Source organism: Bradyrhizobium sp. UBA2491 (genome assembly GCF_002341725.1).
Classification (GTDB): Bacteria; Pseudomonadota; Alphaproteobacteria; order Rhizobiales; family Xanthobacteraceae; genus Bradyrhizobium.
This window is the reverse complement of the sequence record NZ_DDOP01000047.1, coordinates 30070-48129: the sequence shown is the minus strand read 5'-3', so window position 1 is coordinate 48129 and position 18060 is coordinate 30070. Positions and strand designations below refer to the sequence as shown.

Annotated in this window: 17 protein-coding genes; 11 read left to right on the top strand and 6 right to left on the bottom strand. The window is 64.4% G+C overall.

The window, feature by feature from the left end:
* Together B2W55_RS15940 and B2W55_RS15935 are read left to right on the top strand one after the other, a co-directional pair.
* The coding region (locus B2W55_RS15940) for an HWE histidine kinase domain-containing protein (RefSeq protein WP_291532244.1) at positions 1 to 1081 on the top strand (1081 nt) is incomplete at its 5' end.
* Between the two features lie 170 nt (positions 1082 to 1251).
* The gene (locus B2W55_RS15935) at positions 1252 to 2286 is read left to right on the top strand and encodes a cytochrome-c peroxidase (RefSeq protein ID WP_024581881.1); all 1035 of its coding nucleotides are present in this window, start codon (positions 1252 to 1254) and stop codon (positions 2284 to 2286) included.
* A 70-nt stretch (positions 2287 to 2356) separates the two neighbouring features.
* On the opposite strand, the gene B2W55_RS15930 is transcribed toward B2W55_RS15935, so the two are convergent.
* On the bottom strand, positions 2357 to 2506 hold the full coding sequence (locus tag B2W55_RS15930; protein WP_162487035.1) for a hypothetical protein: 150 nt from the start codon (positions 2504 to 2506) through the stop codon (positions 2357 to 2359).
* A 320-nt stretch (positions 2507 to 2826) separates the two neighbouring features.
* Between B2W55_RS15930 and B2W55_RS15925 the strand changes: the two genes are divergently transcribed.
* Positions 2827 to 3810, top strand: coding sequence for a hypothetical protein (locus B2W55_RS15925; protein WP_024581882.1), 984 nt, complete (start codon positions 2827 to 2829; stop codon positions 3808 to 3810).
* Between the two features lie 21 nt (positions 3811 to 3831).
* Here the strand turns inward: B2W55_RS15925 and B2W55_RS15920 are convergent, their stop codons facing one another.
* Positions 3832 to 4197, bottom strand: a complete 366-nt coding sequence (locus B2W55_RS15920) for a methylamine utilization protein (RefSeq protein ID WP_024581883.1) — start codon at positions 4195 to 4197, stop codon at positions 3832 to 3834.
* Between the two features lie 215 nt (positions 4198 to 4412).
* Here B2W55_RS15920 and B2W55_RS15915 point away from each other — a divergent pair, with 215 nt between their 5' ends.
* On the top strand, positions 4413 to 7325 hold the full coding sequence (locus B2W55_RS15915) for an EAL domain-containing protein (protein WP_024581884.1): 2913 nt from the start codon (positions 4413 to 4415) through the stop codon (positions 7323 to 7325).
* A 273-nt stretch (positions 7326 to 7598) separates the two neighbouring features.
* Here B2W55_RS15915 and B2W55_RS15910 read toward each other — a convergent pair whose 3' ends face one another.
* Both B2W55_RS15910 and B2W55_RS15905 read right to left on the bottom strand, forming a co-directional pair.
* Entirely contained in the window at positions 7599 to 8147 is a 549-nt protein-coding gene (locus B2W55_RS15910; RefSeq protein ID WP_024581885.1) for a sigma-70 family RNA polymerase sigma factor, read from the bottom strand.
* The gene (locus B2W55_RS15905) at positions 8147 to 8350 is read right to left on the bottom strand and encodes a NepR family anti-sigma factor (protein WP_018269610.1); all 204 of its coding nucleotides are present in this window, start codon (positions 8348 to 8350) and stop codon (positions 8147 to 8149) included. The genes B2W55_RS15910 and B2W55_RS15905 overlap by 1 nt, the downstream gene beginning before the upstream one ends.
* A 266-nt stretch (positions 8351 to 8616) precedes the next feature.
* Between B2W55_RS15905 and B2W55_RS15900 the strand changes: the two genes are divergently transcribed.
* The gene (locus B2W55_RS15900) at positions 8617 to 9429 is read left to right on the top strand and encodes a response regulator (RefSeq protein WP_024581886.1); all 813 of its coding nucleotides are present in this window, start codon (positions 8617 to 8619) and stop codon (positions 9427 to 9429) included.
* Positions 9430 to 9598: 169 nt separating this feature from the next.
* A complete protein-coding gene (locus B2W55_RS15895; protein WP_051404296.1) occupies positions 9599 to 13696 on the top strand; it encodes an ATP-binding protein in 4098 nt (1365 codons plus the stop codon).
* A 55-nt stretch (positions 13697 to 13751) separates the two neighbouring features.
* Here B2W55_RS15895 and B2W55_RS15890 read toward each other — a convergent pair whose 3' ends face one another.
* Positions 13752 to 14963 (bottom strand): cytochrome P450, encoded by a 1212-nt coding sequence (locus tag B2W55_RS15890; RefSeq protein ID WP_024581888.1) that lies wholly within the window; start codon positions 14961 to 14963, stop codon positions 13752 to 13754.
* Positions 14964 to 15075: 112 nt separating this feature from the next.
* Here B2W55_RS15890 and B2W55_RS15885 point away from each other — a divergent pair, with 112 nt between their 5' ends.
* From B2W55_RS15885 to B2W55_RS15875, 3 genes are all read left to right on the top strand, one after another.
* On the top strand, positions 15076 to 15801 hold the full coding sequence (locus tag B2W55_RS15885) for a TetR/AcrR family transcriptional regulator (protein ID WP_024581889.1): 726 nt from the start codon (positions 15076 to 15078) through the stop codon (positions 15799 to 15801).
* Positions 15802 to 15906: 105 nt separating this feature from the next.
* Positions 15907 to 16788 carry a DMT family transporter gene (locus B2W55_RS15880; RefSeq protein ID WP_024581890.1) on the top strand — a complete coding sequence of 294 codons (882 nt, stop codon included), beginning with the start codon at positions 15907 to 15909 and terminating at the stop codon, positions 16786 to 16788.
* A 56-nt stretch (positions 16789 to 16844) separates the two neighbouring features.
* Positions 16845 to 16985: a hypothetical protein gene (locus tag B2W55_RS15875; RefSeq protein WP_160306634.1), complete on the top strand. Its 141-nt coding sequence runs from the start codon at positions 16845 to 16847 to the stop codon at positions 16983 to 16985.
* A gap of 26 nt (positions 16986 to 17011) precedes the next feature.
* Here the strand turns inward: B2W55_RS15875 and B2W55_RS15870 are convergent, their stop codons facing one another.
* Positions 17012 to 17254 carry a hypothetical protein gene (locus tag B2W55_RS15870; RefSeq protein WP_024581891.1) on the bottom strand — a complete coding sequence of 81 codons (243 nt, stop codon included), beginning with the start codon at positions 17252 to 17254 and terminating at the stop codon, positions 17012 to 17014.
* Positions 17255 to 17432: 178 nt separating this feature from the next.
* On the opposite strand from B2W55_RS15870, the gene B2W55_RS15865 reads away from it, so the two are divergent.
* Together B2W55_RS15865 and B2W55_RS15860 are read left to right on the top strand one after the other, a co-directional pair.
* A complete protein-coding gene (locus B2W55_RS15865; protein WP_168200225.1) occupies positions 17433 to 17606 on the top strand; it encodes a hypothetical protein in 174 nt (57 codons plus the stop codon).
* A 37-nt stretch (positions 17607 to 17643) separates the two neighbouring features.
* Positions 17644 to 17766: a hypothetical protein gene (locus B2W55_RS15860; protein ID WP_256372055.1), complete on the top strand. Its 123-nt coding sequence runs from the start codon at positions 17644 to 17646 to the stop codon at positions 17764 to 17766.
* The last annotated feature ends 294 nt before the right edge of the window (positions 17767 to 18060 follow it).

Sequence of the window (18060 nt, the reverse complement as noted above, 5' to 3'; positions counted from 1 at the left end):
GGTCGGCGTCGTGCTCGCCGCGCCGGTGTTCCAGGAAGGCGCCTCCGAGCCGGCCGGCTTCATCACGTTCTCGTATGAGCTGTCGGCGCTGATGCTGACCAACGACGACAGCTCGCTGTTCGCGGTGGCGTTGAAGGATCCGCGCGACTCCAACGACGAGTTCACCGCCAACGAGCAGGGCATCGTCACCTCACGCGCGGTGCGCCAGGACGGCCCGATGCCGTCGATGGTCCGCACGGTCACGTTCGGAGGCCGCGACTGGTCGCTGGACTACTATGCCAAGAGCAATGCCACGGTGCGTGCGCAGCAGACCGCGACCATCGTCGCGGCGATCGGGCTTGCGCTGACCGGCATCGTCTGCGGCCTGTTCGGTTATGTCGCCTACAACAATCTGCGGCTCAGCCGCGAGATCGAGGTCCGGATCGGGTTCGAGCGCCGGCTGACCGCCGTGATCGACGAGCTCAATCACCGGGTCAAGAACATCCTGGCGGTGATCCAGTCGATCGTGACCCGCACGCTGCGGCACGGCGCCGATATCGACGTCGCCCGCGAGCTGTTGATCGGGCGCATCCACGCGATGTCGAACGTGGTCACGCTGCTCAGCGAGAGCCAGTGGCAGGGCGTGAAGCTGAAGGGCCTGTTCGAATCGCGCTCGATCCCGCATGCCGACCGGATTGCGGTGAACGGGCCCGACATCACCGTCAGCGCCCGCGCCGCGCAATCGCTGTCGCTGCTGTTCTTCGAACTCGCCTCGCACTCCGACGAAGGGCTGTCGTTGGTCGGCAAGCACCCGCACATCGTGGCCAATTGGGAGGTCACGGGCGACGATGCGGACGCGGTGTTCCATTTCCGTTGGGAGGAGTTCAACACCAGCCAGGCGACACGGCGGGCCGACAGCGACTTCGGCCTGATCCTGCTCGACCGCGTCGCGCCCGAGGCGCTGGGCGGCACCGCGAAGCGCTATTTCACCGACGTTTCCTATGTCTACGAGCTGACGGCGCCGATGGACACCGTCGTCGACATGACCGAACGCGACCGCACCGAGCAGTTCTCCGCGCCGGTGCGCCCGGCGAAGAAGTAGCGGCGCGGCCGCTTCAGGTTGTGAGGCGTGGCCGTTGCGCGGATTGCGCGCGAAAGCGTCGACATCATCGATGATCGACGCCCGGCATTCGTAGTTGCACGCAATCGACCGTTAAAACTTCGTTGAACATGCTGCGGCATACACCGAGCAGGATACCGCTTGAGGAACCGATGAGGCTTTGGGTCAGCCTGACCTTGCTCGCGGCAGTTTTGCCGGCCGGGCTGTCACTTGCGCTGACCACGGCGCCAGCGCCGGCGCCCCGCGACCCCGCGACAATCCGCGCCAGCTATCGCCGGCCGGACGTCATTCCGTTCCCGAGCAGCAATCCCTATTCCGAGGCGAAGTCGGCGCTTGGGCAGATGCTGTTCTTCGATCCGCTGCTGTCGCGGTCCAAGACGCGCTCCTGCGCGACCTGCCACAATCCGACCCTGTCATGGGGTGACGGACTTCCGCGTGCCATCGGGGAGGACCCCAAAGGCATGCCGATCCGCTCGCCGACATTGATCGATGTCGCCTTCTTCGAGCCCTTGGGGTGGGACGGCAAGTTCAGGGACCTCGAATCCGTCGCGTTCGGGCCGCTGCTCAGTCCGATGAACCTGAACATGACCGAGGCGGAATTGATCGCGCGCCTCTCGGCGATATCAGGCTATGCCGACGCGTTCACGCATGCGTTCGGGGATGCAGCGATCACGCGTCCGAGGATCGAGCAGTCGCTGGCGACCTTCGAGCGCTCGATCGTGGCCGGCGAGGCGCCGTTCGACCGCTGGATCAAGGGCGACGACAGTGCGATCAGCGCATCGGCCCGGCACGGCTTTGAGCTGTTCAACGGCAAGGCGCGTTGCTCGTCCTGTCACAGCGGCCCATCCTTCTCCGATGGATCATTTCAGGATATCGGCACCGCCAAAGGCAATGACATTGGACGCGGCCGCTTCTTTCCGACCTCGGCAAAGCTGAAATATGCGTTCAAGACCCCGACATTGCGTGACGTCGCGCGCCGTGCGCCCTACATGCACGATGGATCGGTCCCGACGCTGGAAGATGTCATCGATCTCTACAACAGGGGCGGGATCGAACGGCCGAGCCGCTCGCCCGATATCAGGCCCTTGTCACTGACGGCAAGCGAGAAGAAGGACCTCGTCGCCTTTCTTGAATCGCTGACCGCCACGAACCCGCCGTTGCCCGGGGTGCCCAAGCTGCCGCGCTGACCTCAGCCCGAGGTCTTCAGGACCTTCGAATATGGCCGCTCAGAAACAAAATGGTTGGCAGCAAGCCTGGTCAGGCGAGGTGCGGCAGCGAGGCCCCGAGCAGGCCCAGTCCGGCGATCAGGCAGACACCGGCGCAGGCCTCGAACAGGTCCGCACGCAATCGGTACGATCTGGTCGCGTAGGCGAGGGCCGATCCCACCCCGATAGTGACGATACTCAACGCTCCGAACATGATACCGGCCTCCCGATCCGATTTGTCCGGATTGCACTACGACAGTTGAATTGAGCTCCCCTGCCGGAACTAGCTAAAATTGTAAGCAACCGGTTGAAGAGATGTCACGAAGGACGGCACCGGGAACCGGCCCGCCAACATTAACCACGACACAACCAAGAGGTGTCGGGCCGGCACAAAACGCTAAAATTTGATATAAGTTAAACAAGTCCTTAAGTGTGTGGGCGGTCGGTTCGATGTTTAGTGAATGGGCGCGAGGTGCCGGCTCGGCCGTGCGCTCCTTTGTTACCACATGCCTTGCGGCGGTTCTGTTCTGCGTCGTGGCCGCGCGCGATGCCGAGGCGCATGTCAAATGGTTCTGCGCCTACGACGTCGCCGGCCAGCCGCGCGGACTTGAGAATGTCCTTTGCCTCGATTTCGAACTGCTGCTCGGCACCGCCGTGTTCTGGCTGTTTGCGGGTTGCCTGATCGAGCCCACGTCGCTCGGTGAGGCGACGATCCGGGCGCTTGATCGCGTCACCGCGGGACTGCGGCTGTACACCGAGCACATGATGCGCGCCGTTTGCGCGTTCTTCTTCATCTCGATCTGGGCGGTGGGCGGCATCCTGCTGACACCGGAGTTGAAGACGACGTCGCAGTTCGTGGCCACGGTGCAACTTCTCATCGCCGCCGGAATGCTGTCGCGGCGCACGCTGCCGCTGTCGGCGGCGGGGATGGTGATCCTGTTCGGGATCGGTATCCGCGACTACGGCATCTTCCATCTCGCCGACTACCCGATCTTCCTCGGCGTCGCCGCCTATTTCGCCCTCGTCGGGTTGAACAGGGATCTGTTCGGAGTTCGGCCGATCGACGTGATGCGGTACGCCGCGGCGGTGACCTTGATGTGGGCTTCCGTTGAAAAATGGGCCTACCCGGAATGGAGCTTCCCGCTTCTGATCGAGCATGCCGCGATGACCCTCGGCTTCGACAACGAGTTCTACATGCGCGCCGCCGGCATGGTGGAATTCGCACTCGCCTTTGCCTTGATCTGGACGCCGCTGATCCGGCGCTGCGCCGCCGCCGTGCTGACGGGGATGTTCATCAGCGCCTGTTTCGAATTCGGCAAGATCGACACGATCGGGCATTCGGCGATCATCGCCGTCCTGCTTGCGATCGTCGCCGACAACAAGGTGCTGCCGCGCGATCGTCGCGCGCCGTGGCTTGCGCCGGTCGCACTCTGCGCCGCGCTGTCGGTGACGCTATTCGTCTACTATTTCGGCCATGCGGCGCTGTTCAAGACCTCGGTCCTGTAGATCCAGCGCCGGCTCGCGGGGCTATTTGGCGACGTGGACGACGAGTTTCATCTTCGGATGAATGCCGCACAACACCGTATAGTCGCCGGGTACCGAGAAGGTGACGTCGAACTTGCTGCCCGGCTGCTGGTCGCCCGAGTCGAAGCTGAACGTATCGCTGCTCAAATAAGCGTGATGCAACAGCTCGCCGTCATCGTTAACGAACCGTAAAACCTCGCCCCGCTTGATCGAGATTTCCGCGGGCCTGAATTCGCGATCCTTCTGCGAAATCGCATAGGGGCCCGCGCCCAGAGCCGCCCCGGCCAGCGTGCCGGCGACGACAGCTCCCGCAATTGGCGCGCGGCCGAACTGACCGAGGCGCGCGGCGCGCAACAAGCCTGACTGCATGAAAACTCCGCTTCAACCTCGAACACCCGACACGGCTACCCCAGGGTGCAAAGTTGTGCGTCCCGGATTACCTGTGAGGGTGATTATCGCCAGCTGATCTTAACGATTTTGGCATCAGTTCCAGTCACTACTTAGGCAATTTTGAAAAGACCATATTTCGCAGTGCTGCGCCTTTCGCGTGGCTTGAGTATCGAGCACTACGGCGAAGCGCGGGTATGGACAGCCTGGTTAGCAACCTTAGGGTGAAGGGCGAGGAGGCGCTTCGGTTCGCAACCGGCCGTCTGTCGCGCCTTGCCCTGACCAAGGGATCGATCCGCGCCCAGATTCTGATTTTCTGTCTCGCGATGAGCGCCATTGCGGTCGCCCTTGGCGGATACTCCATCCTCGGCATCCGTCACGCCGGCGATCTGGTGGCGAAGACGTTCGACGAATCCCTGATGTCGATCAACTACGCGCGGGCCGCCGGCGCCGACTTTGCCGCGATGCGGGTCGCGTCGATGGAGCGGTTGCTGACGACGGACCCGGAGCTCCGCGCGAGCCTCGACAGCCAGATCGAAAAGCTCGCGAAGACGCTCTCCGAAGACCTGACGATCGCCGCCGATCGGTCGCAGTCCTCGCGGGCGGCACAAGCCGCCGCCAAGGTCCAGGAAGCCGCCGACGCCTGGATGGCGCTGCATCGCCGTGCGGTCGGCTCCGCAATGCAGGGAAGCCCGGCATCCGATCCGCATGCATCCGGCACCTCGGTCGGCGACCTCGATCGCTATTCCAGGATCGTCGGCCAGCAGGTCGAGCTGCTGGTGAACTATACGGCCGGCGACGGTTTCTTGTTCCGGCAGCGCGCGCTCTCGACGATCAAGCGGGATCTGCAACTGAACGTGGCGGGGCTCACCGTCGCGCTGTTCTTGTCGGCGCTGTTTTCATGGTTGCTGGCGCGCCGCATCATCGGGCCCGTCGCCATCGCATCGAGGGCCGCGCGGAGCATCGCCGGCGGCGACCTCGATGCGACGATTCCGAAGGGCGGCACCGACGAGCTCGGCACGCTGCTGACCGCCATGGAAACCATGCGCGACAACATCAGGCGGATGGTCAATCAAGAGGTGTCGCAGCGTCGTTCCGCGCAGGCGCGGCTCTCGGACGCGCTCGAGACGTCGCGTGAGGGTGTCGTATTGCTCGATGCGGACGGCCAGGTCGCTCTCGCCAATTCGCGTGCGAGCGAGTTCATCCACCTTTCGCCGCAGTTGTTGCAGTCGAATCGGTTCGATGCCGCCGACCTGGCGCCGGCCGATCGCGAGGTCGATGGGTTTGCGAGCGAGGCGCAGCTTGCGGACGGACGCTGGCTGCGCGTCAGCCGCAGCGAGACGCAGGAGGGCGGCGTCGTCCTCGTGTACAGCGATATCTCCGCGCTGAAGCAGCAGAAGGCCGAGCTGCACGCGACCAATCTGCGGCTCGACGCGGCGCTCACCCACATGTCGCAGGGCCTGTGTCTCTACAACAGCGAGGCGCGGCTGCAAGTCGCCAATCGCCGGTTCTGCGAGATCTTCGATATTTCGCCGGAGCTCGTCGTTCCCGGGATGACCATGGAAGACGTGCTCGACCTCAGCATCGCCGCCGGCAATCATGGCGATCGCACCGTCGCCGACCTGCTGGCAGAGCGTGAGAGATCGCTGGCCCAGCACGAGGGCGGCAACTATTTGCAGCATCTCAACGACGGGCGGATCATCGCCATCGCGCAGCGGCCGACATCCGACGGCGGCTGGCTCGTCACCTGCGAGGACGTCACCGAGCAGCAGCGTGCCGAGTCGCAGATCGCGTTCATGGCCCGGCACGACGCGCTGACCAAATTGCCGAACCGCACCTTGCTCGGCGAGCGGATCGAGCAGGCGGTCGGGCAGGTCGGCCGCGGACTCGGCTTTGCGGTGTTCTGCCTCGACCTCGACAATTTCAAGCAGGTCAACGACACGCTCGGGCATCCGGTCGGCGATGAGCTGTTGTGCGCGGTCGCGGACCGGCTCAATGCCTGCGTCCGCGAGGTCGATACCGTCGCGCGTTTGGGCGGCGACGAGTTCGCGGTGATCCAGTGCGGCGTGCAGAGTGCCGAGGATTCCGAACGTCTCGCCCGCCGCATCGTGGAATGCGTCGGGGCGTCGTACGAGCTGAACGGCCATCGCGTCGTGGTCGGATGCAGCGTCGGCATTTCGATGTCGCCGGGCGACGGCACCACCGGCGAGAAGCTGCTGAAGAACGCCGACGTCGCGCTGTACCGCGCCAAGATGGAGGGCCGCGGCACCTGGCGCTTCTTCGAGCCGGCGATGGACGCCAGCCTGCAACGGCGCCGGGCGCTCGAGCTCGACCTGCGCGAGGCGATGGGCAAGGACGAGTTCTCGCTGTACTACCAGCCGCTCTACGACCTGCATCTCGACCGCATCTGCGGCTTCGAGGCCCTGCTGCGCTGGCATCACCCCAAGCGCGGACTGGTGCCGCCGGACCAGTTCATCCCGATCGCGGAAGAGATTGGGCTGATCCGCCCGCTGGGAGAATGGGTGGTCAATCGTGCCTGCGAACAGGCCGCCACCTGGCCGAACGAGATGAAGCTCGCGGTCAACGTCTCCGCGGTACAGTTTCGCGATTCTGACTTCATCGACGTCGTCGTCGGTGCGCTGGCGGCGTCGAAATTGTCGCCGCGCCGGCTCGAGCTCGAGATCACCGAATCGGTGTTTCTCGCCAACAGCAACGAGACGCTGGCGACGCTGCACAAGCTGAAGGCGCTCGGGCTGCGCATCGCGCTGGATGATTTTGGCACCGGCTATTCCTCGCTGAGCTATCTGCGCAGCTTCCCGTTCGACAAGCTCAAGATCGACAAGTCGTTCGTCCGCGACGCGACCGCGACGCATGGATCGAAATCGATCGTCCGCGCCGTCATCAGTCTCGGCAAGAGCCTCGGCATGACCACGATCGCCGAGGGAATCGAGACCATCGAACAGCTGAACCACATGCGCGCGGAAGGCTGCAACGAGGCTCAGGGCTTCCTGCTCAGCCACCCGGTCCCGGTGACCGAAATCGCGGGAAAGATTCTCGAGCTGCGCAACGGCTTCAAGCCTGCCGTCGTCAGGAATGCGATGGCGAGCTAGAGCGTTTTCGAACGAAGTGGATGCCGGTTCGCGTGAAGAAAACGCGTCAACACGAGAACCTAGAGCCCCGTTCCAATTCCATCGGAACGGAAAGGCTCTAGGGCGAGGCCGTCGGCGCGGCTGGTGGCGTCAGGATCCAACTCAGTTCGTGATCCTTCATTCGATCATCCCGCGCGACGGGCTGCTCGCGGCGCGCCGCTCCGGCCCGCAGGACCCCTTGCAAAAGAAAAGGCGGCCCGACCGGGCCGCCTTTCCGTCTCGCATCGCGTCTGTCTACCCGCCGTTGCCGCCGATCACGGCGCGCACGGTATTGTCGGGGCCGAAATCCTCGGCGCTGTCGACATAGAGCAGCGCCGACAGCTTCGAGCGCGCGCGGTTGACGCGGCTCTTGATGGTGCCGACCGCGCAGCCGCAGATCGCCGCGGCATCCTCGTAGGAGAAGCCGGAGGCACCGACCAGGATCAACGCCTCGCGCTGGTCCTGTGGCAGCTTTTCGAGCGCGGTGCGGAATTCCTCGAACTCCAGATGCGCTGCCTGCGACGGCTGGCTCTTCAGCGTCTTGGCGTAGTTGCCCTCGGCGTCCTCGACCTCACGACGCCGCTTCCGGTAGTCGGAGCGGAACAGGTTGCGCAGGATCGTGAACAGCCACGCGGGCAGGTTCGAGCCGGGCTGGAACGAGTCGATATTGGCGATCGCGCGCAGCAACGTCTCCTGCACCAGATCGTCGGCGCGGTCACCGTTGCCGGACAGCGAGATCGCGAACGCACGCAGGCTAGGGACCGATGCAAGGATATCGTCGCGAAGTTCATTCGTGAGAGGCATTAGTCCCCTCCATTGTTCTTGTCGGTATCGCCCCCGGCGACGGCCGCCGCGGCAGCCTCAGGGCCGTCGAGTTTGCGGATCAACTCCGCAAAGCGGTCGGGCACCCCTTGCCGCACCACGTCGTCGTACATGGCGCGAAGCTGGTGGCCGATTCTGGATTGAATCTCGGCGTTCAGACCGCCCTGCTTCTTTACTTCCTTCATGATGTGATCCACGCTTCCCCGGGAGTTAAGTCTCTGATTTTCAAGCTATTTCCTCGAAAAGAGAGGCTGGCCGCGTTGCCTCGTCGGTCAGGAGCTAATGCGAAGTTGCCGATAAAGTTCCGGAACGCTGGAACTATTTCGTGGAACTTTTTCGGCTTTCGCGCGTAATCGGGCATGCAGGGGAACCGGGGTCGCTCAGATTGGTACGCCGCCCCGAGACGAAAGGTTTCAGGCTGCAAGGCCTCACGAACAAGGATGGAGTGGGAATGTCCCGATCGCAGATCGTTGCCGAACACCTTCCGCTGTTGCGCCGCTACGCACGCGCACTGACCGGAAACCAGGCGTCAGGGGACGCCTATGTCGGGGCCATGCTCGAGGCCTTGTTGCAGGATGGATCGCTGCTCGACCAGACGCACGGCCCGCGCGCCGGCCTGTTTCGGCTGTTCACCCAGATATGGAATTCGGTGGCGGTGAACAACAACGACAATGAGGAGGTGGCGACGCTGTCGCTGCCGCCGGAGCGCCGACTCTCCAACATCACGCCGCTGCCGCGGCAGGCCTTTCTGCTGTTGTCGCTGGAAGGTTTCTCGGAAGAGGAGGTCGGCTATATTCTCGGCACCGACATCGCCGAGACGCGCAAGTTGACCGACGCCGCCGGCCGCGAGATGGCCGCGGAGATCGCCACCGATGTCCTGATCATCGAGGACGAGACCTTCATCGCGATGGACCTCGAGAGCCTGGTGAAGAATCTCGGCCATAACGTCATCGGCGTTGCGCGCACGCATTCCGATGCGGTCGCGCTTGCCAAGAACAAGAAGCCCGGTCTGATCCTCGCCGACATCCAGCTCGCCGACGGCTCGTCGGGACTCGATGCGGTGAACGAGTTGCTGCGCACCTTCGAGGTGCCGGTGGTGTTCATCACCGCCTATCCGGAGCGCTTCCTGACCGGCGAGCGGCCGGAGCCGGCGTTCCTGATCTCCAAGCCGTTCCAGCCGGCGATGGTGTCGGCGGTGGCGAGCCAGGCGCTGTTCTTCCAGCGCAACTCGCGCAACCGCACGCCGCGCGCGGCGTCGGCATGACGACCTGATTTGATCTAGGCTGGAAACTCGGACCGGCGTACCGCAAGGTGCGCCGGTTTTTCATGAGCCATGATCTTGCTATGGGCGGTGCAACAGCCACGGCGCGGCGAGGAACCGGCATTGTCAAAAGGCGTTTGCTTTTCATTATTGAGGTTTGCCGGGAGCCGTTGTGTCGAGATTGCAGACTCCGACGACATTGCGAGGCGAAACCACTGAACGTCTCTTCATCGGAAGCAGCGAGCTGGCCGGGCTCAGCAAGGATTTCGATTGGGCGAGCACCTCGATAGGTCCGCCCGAGACTTGGCCTGACAGCCTGAAGACCGCGGTCCGCATCATGCTGACGTCGCAGCAGCCGATCTGGATCGGATGGGGCGACGATCTTACCTTCCTCTACAACGATCCCTACAAATCGATCATCGGCGGCAAGCATCCACGTGCGCTCGGGCAGCCGACCCGTGTGGTCTGGCGCGAGATCTGGAACGACATCGCGCCGCTGCTCACCAAGGCGATGAGCGGGAGCGAAGGGACTTATGTCGAGGCGCAGCTCCTGATCATGGAGCGCAACGGCTTTCCGGAAGAAACCTATTACACCTTCTCCTACAGCCCGATTCCCGATGCCGACGGCCTGCCTGCCGGGATCTTCTGCGCCAACACCGACGATACCCAGCGGGTGATCAGCGAGCGGCAACTCTCGCTGCTGCGCGAGCTTGCCAGCCGCTCCGCCGAGGCCCGCAGCGTCGGCGAGGCCTGCGAACGCAGTGCGGCTGCGATTGCGACCGATCTTCGGGATCTGCCATTCGCGATGATCTATCTGATCGATTCGCAGGAGCAGGTCGCGCGGCTGGCCGCGACAAGCGGCATCGCTCGCGACCATGCCGGAGTCATCCCGCAGCTCGCGCTCGATGGCAGCGCTGCATGGCCGATCGCCGAGGCGCAGGCGAGCCGCGACGGCGTTTTGGTGCAAAACCTGAAGCCGATGTTCGGCGTCGATTTCCCGTCCGGCGGTTGGCGCCAAGCGCCGGAGCAGGCCGTCGTGCTTCCGATTCTTGCCGCCGGTGATGCGCTCGCGGGATTCCTGATCGCGGGCCTCAGTCCGGTCCGACTCTATGACGAACGCTACACGAGCTTTCTCGGGCTCGTATCCGCGCAGATCACGGCGGCCATCAACAACGCCCAGGCCTATGAGGACGAGCGCCGTCGCGCCGAGGCGCTGGCCGAGATCGACCGCGCCAAGACCACCTTCTTCTCCAATGTCAGCCATGAATTCCGCACGCCGCTCACCTTGATGTTGAGCCCGCTGGAGGAGCTGCTGTCCGAAGCCGGTGGTCAGCTGCTGCCGGGGCAACGTTCGCTGGCCGATATCGCCCATCGCAATGGCCAGCGCCTGCTGAAGCTCGTCAACACGCTGCTGGATTTTGCGAGGATCGAGGCAGGTCGCGTCTCGGCCGCTTTCGAGCCGGTCGATCTCGTCGCGCTGACGTCGGATCTCGCGTCGAACTTCCGGTCGGCCATCGAGAAGGCCGGCCTGCGTCTCGTGATCGAGGCTCAGCCGCTGCCACAGCCTCTCTATGTCGACCGTGACATGTGGGAGAAGATCGTTCTCAACCTGCTGTCAAATGCCTTCAAGTTCACCTTCGCGGGCGAGATCGGGGTCTCGATCAAGGCTTCGGCTGATGGCGCTCACGCCGAGATCGCGGTGCGCGACACCGGGACCGGCATTCCCGCACCCGCGCTGTCGCGCATCTTCGAACGGTTTCAGCGTGTCGAAGGGGCGCGCGGCCGCTCATTCGAAGGAAGCGGCATTGGCCTTGCGCTGGTGCGCGAACTCGTCAAGCAGCATGGCGGGCAGATCTCGGTCGAAAGCCAGGTCGAGCGTGGCACAACGTTCACGGTGACGCTGCCGTTCGGGACCGAGCATTTGCCTGCCGAGCAGATCGGCGCGGGCAAATCGTCCATGCCGAGCAGCGCCCGCGCCCAGGCCTATCTCGACGAAGCGATGGGATGGCTGGAGGGCGGTGGAGTCGATGATCGGCCCGATCCGTCGTCGTCGGAGGATCTCGGCTTCGTGGCGCCCGCCGTCGTGGGGCAGCGACAGCGCATCCTGCTCGCGGACGACAATGCCGACATGCGCGAATATGTGCGTCGCCTGCTCGCGCCGCTCTACGACGTCGAGGCCGTCGAAGATGGCCAGGCGGCGCTCGAGGCCGCATGGCGGCGTCGGCCCGCCCTCGTATTGAGCGACATCATGATGCCGCGCCTCGACGGCATCAGCCTTCTCAATGCGCTCCGCTCCGACGAGGAGCTCAAGGGCCTGCCGGTGATCTTCCTGTCGGCCCGCGCAGGCGAGGAGGCGAAGGTCGAGGGCCTGCAGATCGGTGCGGATGATTATCTCGTCAAGCCGTTCAGTGCCCGCGAACTGCTGGCGCGTGTTGCCGCCAATCTCGAGCTTTCGGCCACGCGGTCTGAACGTTCTGCAAGGCTCGAGGAGGAGGCCCACGTCCTCGAACTCCTGAACAAGGTGGGCAGCACGGTCGCCGGCGAACTCAATCTTGATAGGGCGGTTCAGATCGTCACCGATGCCGCGACTGAATTGACCGGCGCCGCGTTCGGTTCGTTCTTCTACAATGTGATCAACGACACGGGGGAGAGCTACACGCTCTACACCCTGTCCGGCGCGCCGCGCGAGGCATTCTCGCAATTTCCGATGCCGCGCAACACCGCGGTGTTCGCGCCGACCTTCAGCGGCGATGCGATCGTGCGGTCGGACGACATTCTGGAGGATCCGCGTTACGGCAAGAGCGATCCACATTACGGGATGCCGAAAGGACATCTGCCGGTGCGCAGCTATCTCGCCGCGCCCGTGGTGTCGCGATCCGGCGAGGTGCTGGGCGGGCTGTTCTTCGGTCACCCGGAGCCGGGCATTTTCGATGAACGGGCGGAGCGTCTGATCGCCGGCATCGCGGCGCAGGCTGCGACCGCGATCGACACCGCGCGGCTGTTCCAGGCCGCCGAGCGCGAATTGGTCGAGCGTCGCCGCGCCGAGGCTGCGCTGCAAGCGCTCAACGCCACGCTGGAGCAGCGCGTCCTGGAGGAGGTGCAGGAGCGGACCAAGGCCGAGGAGCAGTTGCGTCAGGTCCAGAAGATGGAGGCGGTCGGACAGTTGACTGGCGGCATCGCACACGACTTCAACAACATGCTCGCCGTGATCATCGCCGGGCTCAATCTCATGCAGCGCAAGCTCGCCAAGGGGGAGATCGACGTTGATCGCTTCCTCGACGCGGCCGTGGATGCCGCGCAACGCGCCGCCGGATTGACGCAGCGTCTGCTCGCCTTCTCGCGTCAGCAGCCGCTGGCGCCGGTGACCTTCGATCCCAACCGGATGATCGCGGGGATGGCGGACTTGCTGGCGCGGACGCTCGGCGAGACCACCAGTCTGGAAGCTGTGCTGACTGCCGGGGTTTGGCAGGTGCGCGCCGATCCCGGGCAACTCGAAAACGCCGTCCTCAATCTCTGCGTCAATGGCCGCGATGCGATGCCGGACGGCGGCAAGCTCACGCTGGAGACATCCAACGCCTATGTGGACGAGATCGCGGCCAAGGCTTACGCCATTCCGTCGGGCCAATATGTCATGATCGCGGTCGCCGATAACGGCAGCGGCATGAGCGAAGAGGTGATGGCCAAGGCATTCGATCCCTTCTTCACCACCAAGGGCATCGGCAAGGGCACCGGCCTCGGTCTCAGCCAGGTCTATGGTTTCGTGCGTCAGTCCGGCGGGCATGTCAGGATCTATTCGGAGATCGATGTCGGCACGACCGTCAAGATCTATCTGCCGCGGCATCGCGGCGAGGCGGGGCCCGATTTTGTCAGGCGGACGCCGATCGCCTCCTATCGCGGCCAGAAAACCGAAGTCGTCCTGGTGGTGGAAGACGAGGAGCGTGTGCGCGTCATCTCGGTCGAGGCGCTGCGCGAGCTCGGCTACACCGTGATTGGCGCGGCCAATCCGCGGGAGGCTTTGCAATTGCTCGACGGCGGACTTTCCGTCGTGCTGCTGTTTACCGATGTCGTCATGCCCGCGATGTCCGGCCATGAACTCGCAGTTCAGGCCCGCGAGCGTATCCCGGGCCTCAAGGTGCTCTACACCACCGGCTACACCCGCAATGCCATCGTTCACAACGGCATCCTCGACCCCGGCACCAATCTGCTGCCGAAGCCGTTCTCGATCGACGAGCTGGCTACTAAGGTCCGCGAGGTCCTGGACGGGATCTAATCCGTGATCCGGAAGCGGCGGCTGTTCAGCGGCCGGTCTGGTCCCTTGCGCAAAGCTACTTCAGCGTCACCCGGACCGGCATCGTGCTGAGCGCCCGCAGGCCGGAGCTGTCGCGGAACGCGACCGGGCCCGCGATCTCGAACTGCTTCACGCGGCTCGCAAGCGCTGCGATCACGGCCTCCGCCTCCAGCCGCGCCACCATCTGCCCGACGCAGCCATGGATGCCGACGCCGAAGCCCATGTGCCCGGACAGCCGCCGCCTGACGTCGAACTGGTCGGCATGCTCCCAGCGCGTCTCGTCGCGGTTGGCAGAGGCAAGCAGCAGCAGCACCTTCTCGTGCTTGCCGATCGTGACGCCTGCGATCTCGGTCTCGTGCGGCGTGGTGCGGAACACGAACGGCGCCGGTGAATCGAAGCGCAATGTCTCGTCGAAGGCCGCGCGCGACAGCGCAGGATCGGCTGCGAGCAGCGCCCATTGCTCGGGATGGCGCGCCAGCGTGTACAGTGCCATGCCGATGGCGCTGATCGTGGTGTCGAGCCCCGCCGAGAGCAGCGAGCGTACCAGCAGCGGCGCTTCCTCCGTGCTAATCTCGCCGGTGTCGGCGGCCTCGTAGACCTGCGCGCCAAAGCTGCCTGGGCGCAGCGCCTCGCGCTGGCAGCGCGCAGCGACCCAGGGCAGCACGCGAGGCGCCTGCTGCATCAAATCGCGAGAGTAGTCGTTCTCGGGCCCGAAGCCCGCGAACACCATCGCGCCATAGGTCAGGAAGTTCTCGCGGCCCTCCTGGTCGATGCCGAGTGCGTCTGGAAACACGCTGACCGGAAACACTTCGGCGATGTCCTTGATGGCGTCGAACGATCCGCGTTCGACCAGCCCGTCGACGAGCGTTGCAGCCTTGGCCTTGAAGTCATCGGCGAGCCGCCGCATCGCGCCAGGCGAGAGGATCCGCGCCAGCACCGCGCGGGTCCGGGTGTGCAGCGGCGGATCGGCTTCCAGCACGATGCTCGGCGGCCGCCACGGCTTCTCCTTGAAGTGGTTGGCAAGCCCAGCGCCGCCCGCGTTGCTGAAATTGACGTGGTCTCCGAAGATCGCCTTGACCTCGGCAAAGCGCGGCACCGCCCAGATGTCGTATTTGGTCAGGCGAATGACCGGCGCCGCGGCACGCAACCCGGCGTAGGTGCCGTACGGATCGGCCCGCGTCGCCGGGCTGAACGGATCGAAATCGCTGCGGACCATGTCGCCGGCAAGGGGGCTCACAGCGATGCTCATCGGATCCTCCCGTTATATCCAAGTTAATTGACCATAGTCAATTAACTTGGATATGACAAGGGGAGACCTCGTTTCGATTCCATCGGACCGGAAAAGTCTCTAGGAGACGGCAATGTCGATCGAGGAGCGATCCAGCAAGGGGGCGCGGCGCTTTCAGCGCAGGGCGCGCCAGGAAGCCGACAAGGAGGCGCTGAAGGCGCTGATCCTCGAGACCGCGCGCAAGGAGTTCGCCGCCGGCACGCTGGAGACCGTCTCGATCCAGAAGATCGCCGACGCGATCGGCTACTCGAAGGGCACCGTCCTCAAATATTACCCGACCAAGCTGCTGCTGCTGCTCGCGGTCAAGCAGCAGAACCTCGAAGCCGTCGCGGGCCAGCTCGAGCGGGTTCGCGCGCAGACCGCCGACAGTGACCTGCGGCTGCGGCAAGTGATGGAAACCTATCTCGACTATTGGGCCGACAATCCCGATCATTTCCGATCGCTGTTCTCGATGTCCGGCACGATCGAGGATCGCCGGTTTCCCGACGGCGTCTATTTCGGCGAGACCGAGATCGCGCGCCGCAGCTACGAGCTGTTCGTGATCTCGGTGCGGGAGTATCTCGCAGCCCGGGGAGCCGAACCGGCGCCGGGCCTGCCGCAGCGGCTGGCGAGCGCGCTGCTTGCGGCCACCCATGGCGTGGTCGCGCTCACGCTCGGCACGCCCACGATGAAGCTCCCTGACATGCGCGCCACCGGCCGCCTTCTGATTGCGAGCCTGATCGATGCCTGGACCAGCAAGCTTGCCGCCGCGCGGACCAGCGAGGGCTGGCCGCGGATCACGATCAGCACCTTTGCCTGAGGTCCCCGGAGCGCGGCGCGATCCGGGGTCTTCGCGCGTCTGGCGCGGCCCCGCATGCGCCACACGACGTAGAATCGCGGCCGCACGCCTGCTAAGCGCTGGCCCATGGATTCGACGCGGCGCGACAGATCGATCGGCTTTCTCTGCCTTCTGGTAACGGCGTTCGGCTGGGCCCTGAACTGGCCGTTGATGAAGCTGTTGTTGCAGCTATGGCCGCCGCTGTTCGCCCGTGGGCTTGCCGGCACCTGCGCCGCGGTGATCCTGGGCAGCCTGGCGCTGGCGCGCGGCCAGTCGCTCGCGGTGCCGCGCGAGGCGGTCCCGCGGCTGTTGTTCGCCTCCTTCACCAACGTCTTCGCCTGGATGGGCTTTGGCACCATCGCGATGAAGTTCGTCACGGTCGGCGAGGGCGCCTTGCTGGCCTACACGATGCCGATCTGGGCGATGCTGTTCGCCTGGCCGGTGCTGCACAGCCGCCCGACGTTGCGGGATCTGGCGGCGCTGGTGCTCGGCGTTGCCGGCGTCGCGCTGCTGCTCGGCAGTGGCGGCTTTGCGTTCAGCGCCGACAAGCTCACCGGCATCGCGCTCGCGCTCGCCTGCGCCATCCTGTTCGCGCTCGGCAATGTGCTGAACCGCAAGCCGCTGCCAATGCCGCCGCTGCCGGTGGTCGCCTGGCAGGTCGGCATCGGCTGTCTCGTGATGCTCGTGCTCGGAATTCTGTTCGAGCATCCGAATTACTCCGCGATCACGCCGTTCGGCCTCGGCTGCTTCGCCTATATGACGCTGATGCCGATGGGCATCTGCTATCTCACCTGGTTCGAGACGCTGCGCCGCCTGCCGCCGACATCGGCGTCGACCGGCATGCTGCTGGTGCCCGTGATCGGCGTGGTGTCGGCGGCGATCATCCTCGGCGAGCCGTTGGGGCTGCGCGAGATCGGCGCCATGGCGCTGACGCTCGGCGGCGTGACGCTGGCGTTGCAGCGGGCGTGAGGCCGCGCAGGAACGGACGTTGGCACATCGCGTTCTTCCCAAAAGGGAGCCTGGCCATGCGCAAGGCGATCGCGCAGCTTGATGCAGAGCAGAAGGCGCAGCTGCTTTATCTCGCGGATTTCGGCACGGCGATGTTCACGTCGGCGCTCGTTGTCTGCACTTTGAAGGCGATAGTGGACCTGTTCGTTGCGGGCTGAGCCGCGATATCGAAGCCCATGCGCCGTCAATCCTCTTGCGGCGCGTCTGCTTGCGTGTGCCCCTCGGGCCCGCGATCGAACACCCCGTATTCGCTGGACTTCACCCCCGCCGTTCCGTCGGTGCCGACGCCGGCCAAACCGAGCTTGAGGAGCTCGCGGACCGCCGCGGCGCGGGTCGGCATACGGTGCTTGAAACGGAAATCGTCGAGGGCAGCCAATTCCTCAGGCGACAACATGACCTGCAACCGTTCGCCGCGCAGCTCGTTCATTGGAAAAACCCAAACTTAGCTGAATGAGTAATTTGCTAAACCGACCAACTCACATTGGGTTCCATGGATTGAGACAAAAACGTTGATTGAGTATAATTAACAAGCAAAATCAATACTTTAAGTAGGAAAATATTGGAACGGTCCTGCCGCTGTCCCGTTGTGTTGAGGGAGAGATGCCATGACCAACGACGTCAAGCTTCCCCGAAAACTATCCGACGAGCCGGCAGCGCCGAAACCGCGGCGGCCGAGCCACGCACGGGTCATCGATCAACTGGACCGCTGGGCCAACAGTCCCGGTCTGCAACCGCCAAGGGTCAACGATGAAGACGATTCAAAAGCGGAAACGTTCTGAGCCTCATACGTTCGAGCAGCGGCTCGAAGAGCATCGGATGCGCCTCGAGAGCCAGCTCGCGCGGTTGCCGCAAGGCGCCGAACGCGAGCAGACGGCCGCGCGCATCGAGCAGCTGCGCACGGCCGTCGAGCTGAACGCGATGCTGTCGATGAGCGAATAGCGCGACAAATCGAGCGGCGGGAGCGTCAACTCGCTCCCGCCGCTTGCTTGCCTGCCATTCCCACGTTGATGCGGATGAAGTCCCCTGATGACCGCCGCAAGGCTGATGCTCCTGCCGGGCGCGGCAGACCATGGTCAGCCGTCATCCTTGGCGTGGACACCGGGAAATTTCTGAATATTAGAAGTTCGTCTCTGAGTTGCCCGGCGTGTCAAGTTGCTTGGTTTGAACGCCGGCCGACACGGGTTGCTTTGCATGGGGTTGTTTTCGATATTTGGCCGCGGCCCTGCGACGGCC

Coding starts and splice junctions, on each gene's coding strand:
- B2W55_RS15935 (WP_024581881.1), top strand. CDS start 1,252: ATGAGGCTTTGGGTCAGCCTGACCTTGCTCGCGGCAGTTTTGCCGGCC.
- B2W55_RS15920 (WP_024581883.1), bottom strand. CDS start 4,197: ATGCAGTCAGGCTTGTTGCGCGCCGCGCGCCTCGGTCAGTTCGGCCGC.
- B2W55_RS15915 (WP_024581884.1), top strand. CDS start 4,413: ATGGACAGCCTGGTTAGCAACCTTAGGGTGAAGGGCGAGGAGGCGCTT.
- B2W55_RS15910 (WP_024581885.1), bottom strand. CDS start 8,147: ATGCCTCTCACGAATGAACTTCGCGACGATATCCTTGCATCGGTCCCT.
- B2W55_RS15905 (WP_018269610.1), bottom strand. CDS start 8,350: ATGAAGGAAGTAAAGAAGCAGGGCGGTCTGAACGCCGAGATTCAATCC.
- B2W55_RS15900 (WP_024581886.1), top strand. CDS start 8,617: ATGTCCCGATCGCAGATCGTTGCCGAACACCTTCCGCTGTTGCGCCGC.
- B2W55_RS15890 (WP_024581888.1), bottom strand. CDS start 14,963: ATGAGCATCGCTGTGAGCCCCCTTGCCGGCGACATGGTCCGCAGCGAT.
- B2W55_RS15885 (WP_024581889.1), top strand. CDS start 15,076: ATGTCGATCGAGGAGCGATCCAGCAAGGGGGCGCGGCGCTTTCAGCGC.
- B2W55_RS15880 (WP_024581890.1), top strand. CDS start 15,907: ATGGATTCGACGCGGCGCGACAGATCGATCGGCTTTCTCTGCCTTCTG.
- B2W55_RS15875 (WP_160306634.1), top strand. CDS start 16,845: ATGCGCAAGGCGATCGCGCAGCTTGATGCAGAGCAGAAGGCGCAGCTG.
- B2W55_RS15870 (WP_024581891.1), bottom strand. CDS start 17,254: ATGAACGAGCTGCGCGGCGAACGGTTGCAGGTCATGTTGTCGCCTGAG.
- B2W55_RS15865 (WP_168200225.1), top strand. CDS start 17,433: ATGACCAACGACGTCAAGCTTCCCCGAAAACTATCCGACGAGCCGGCA.
- B2W55_RS15860 (WP_256372055.1), top strand. CDS start 17,644: ATGCGCCTCGAGAGCCAGCTCGCGCGGTTGCCGCAAGGCGCCGAACGC.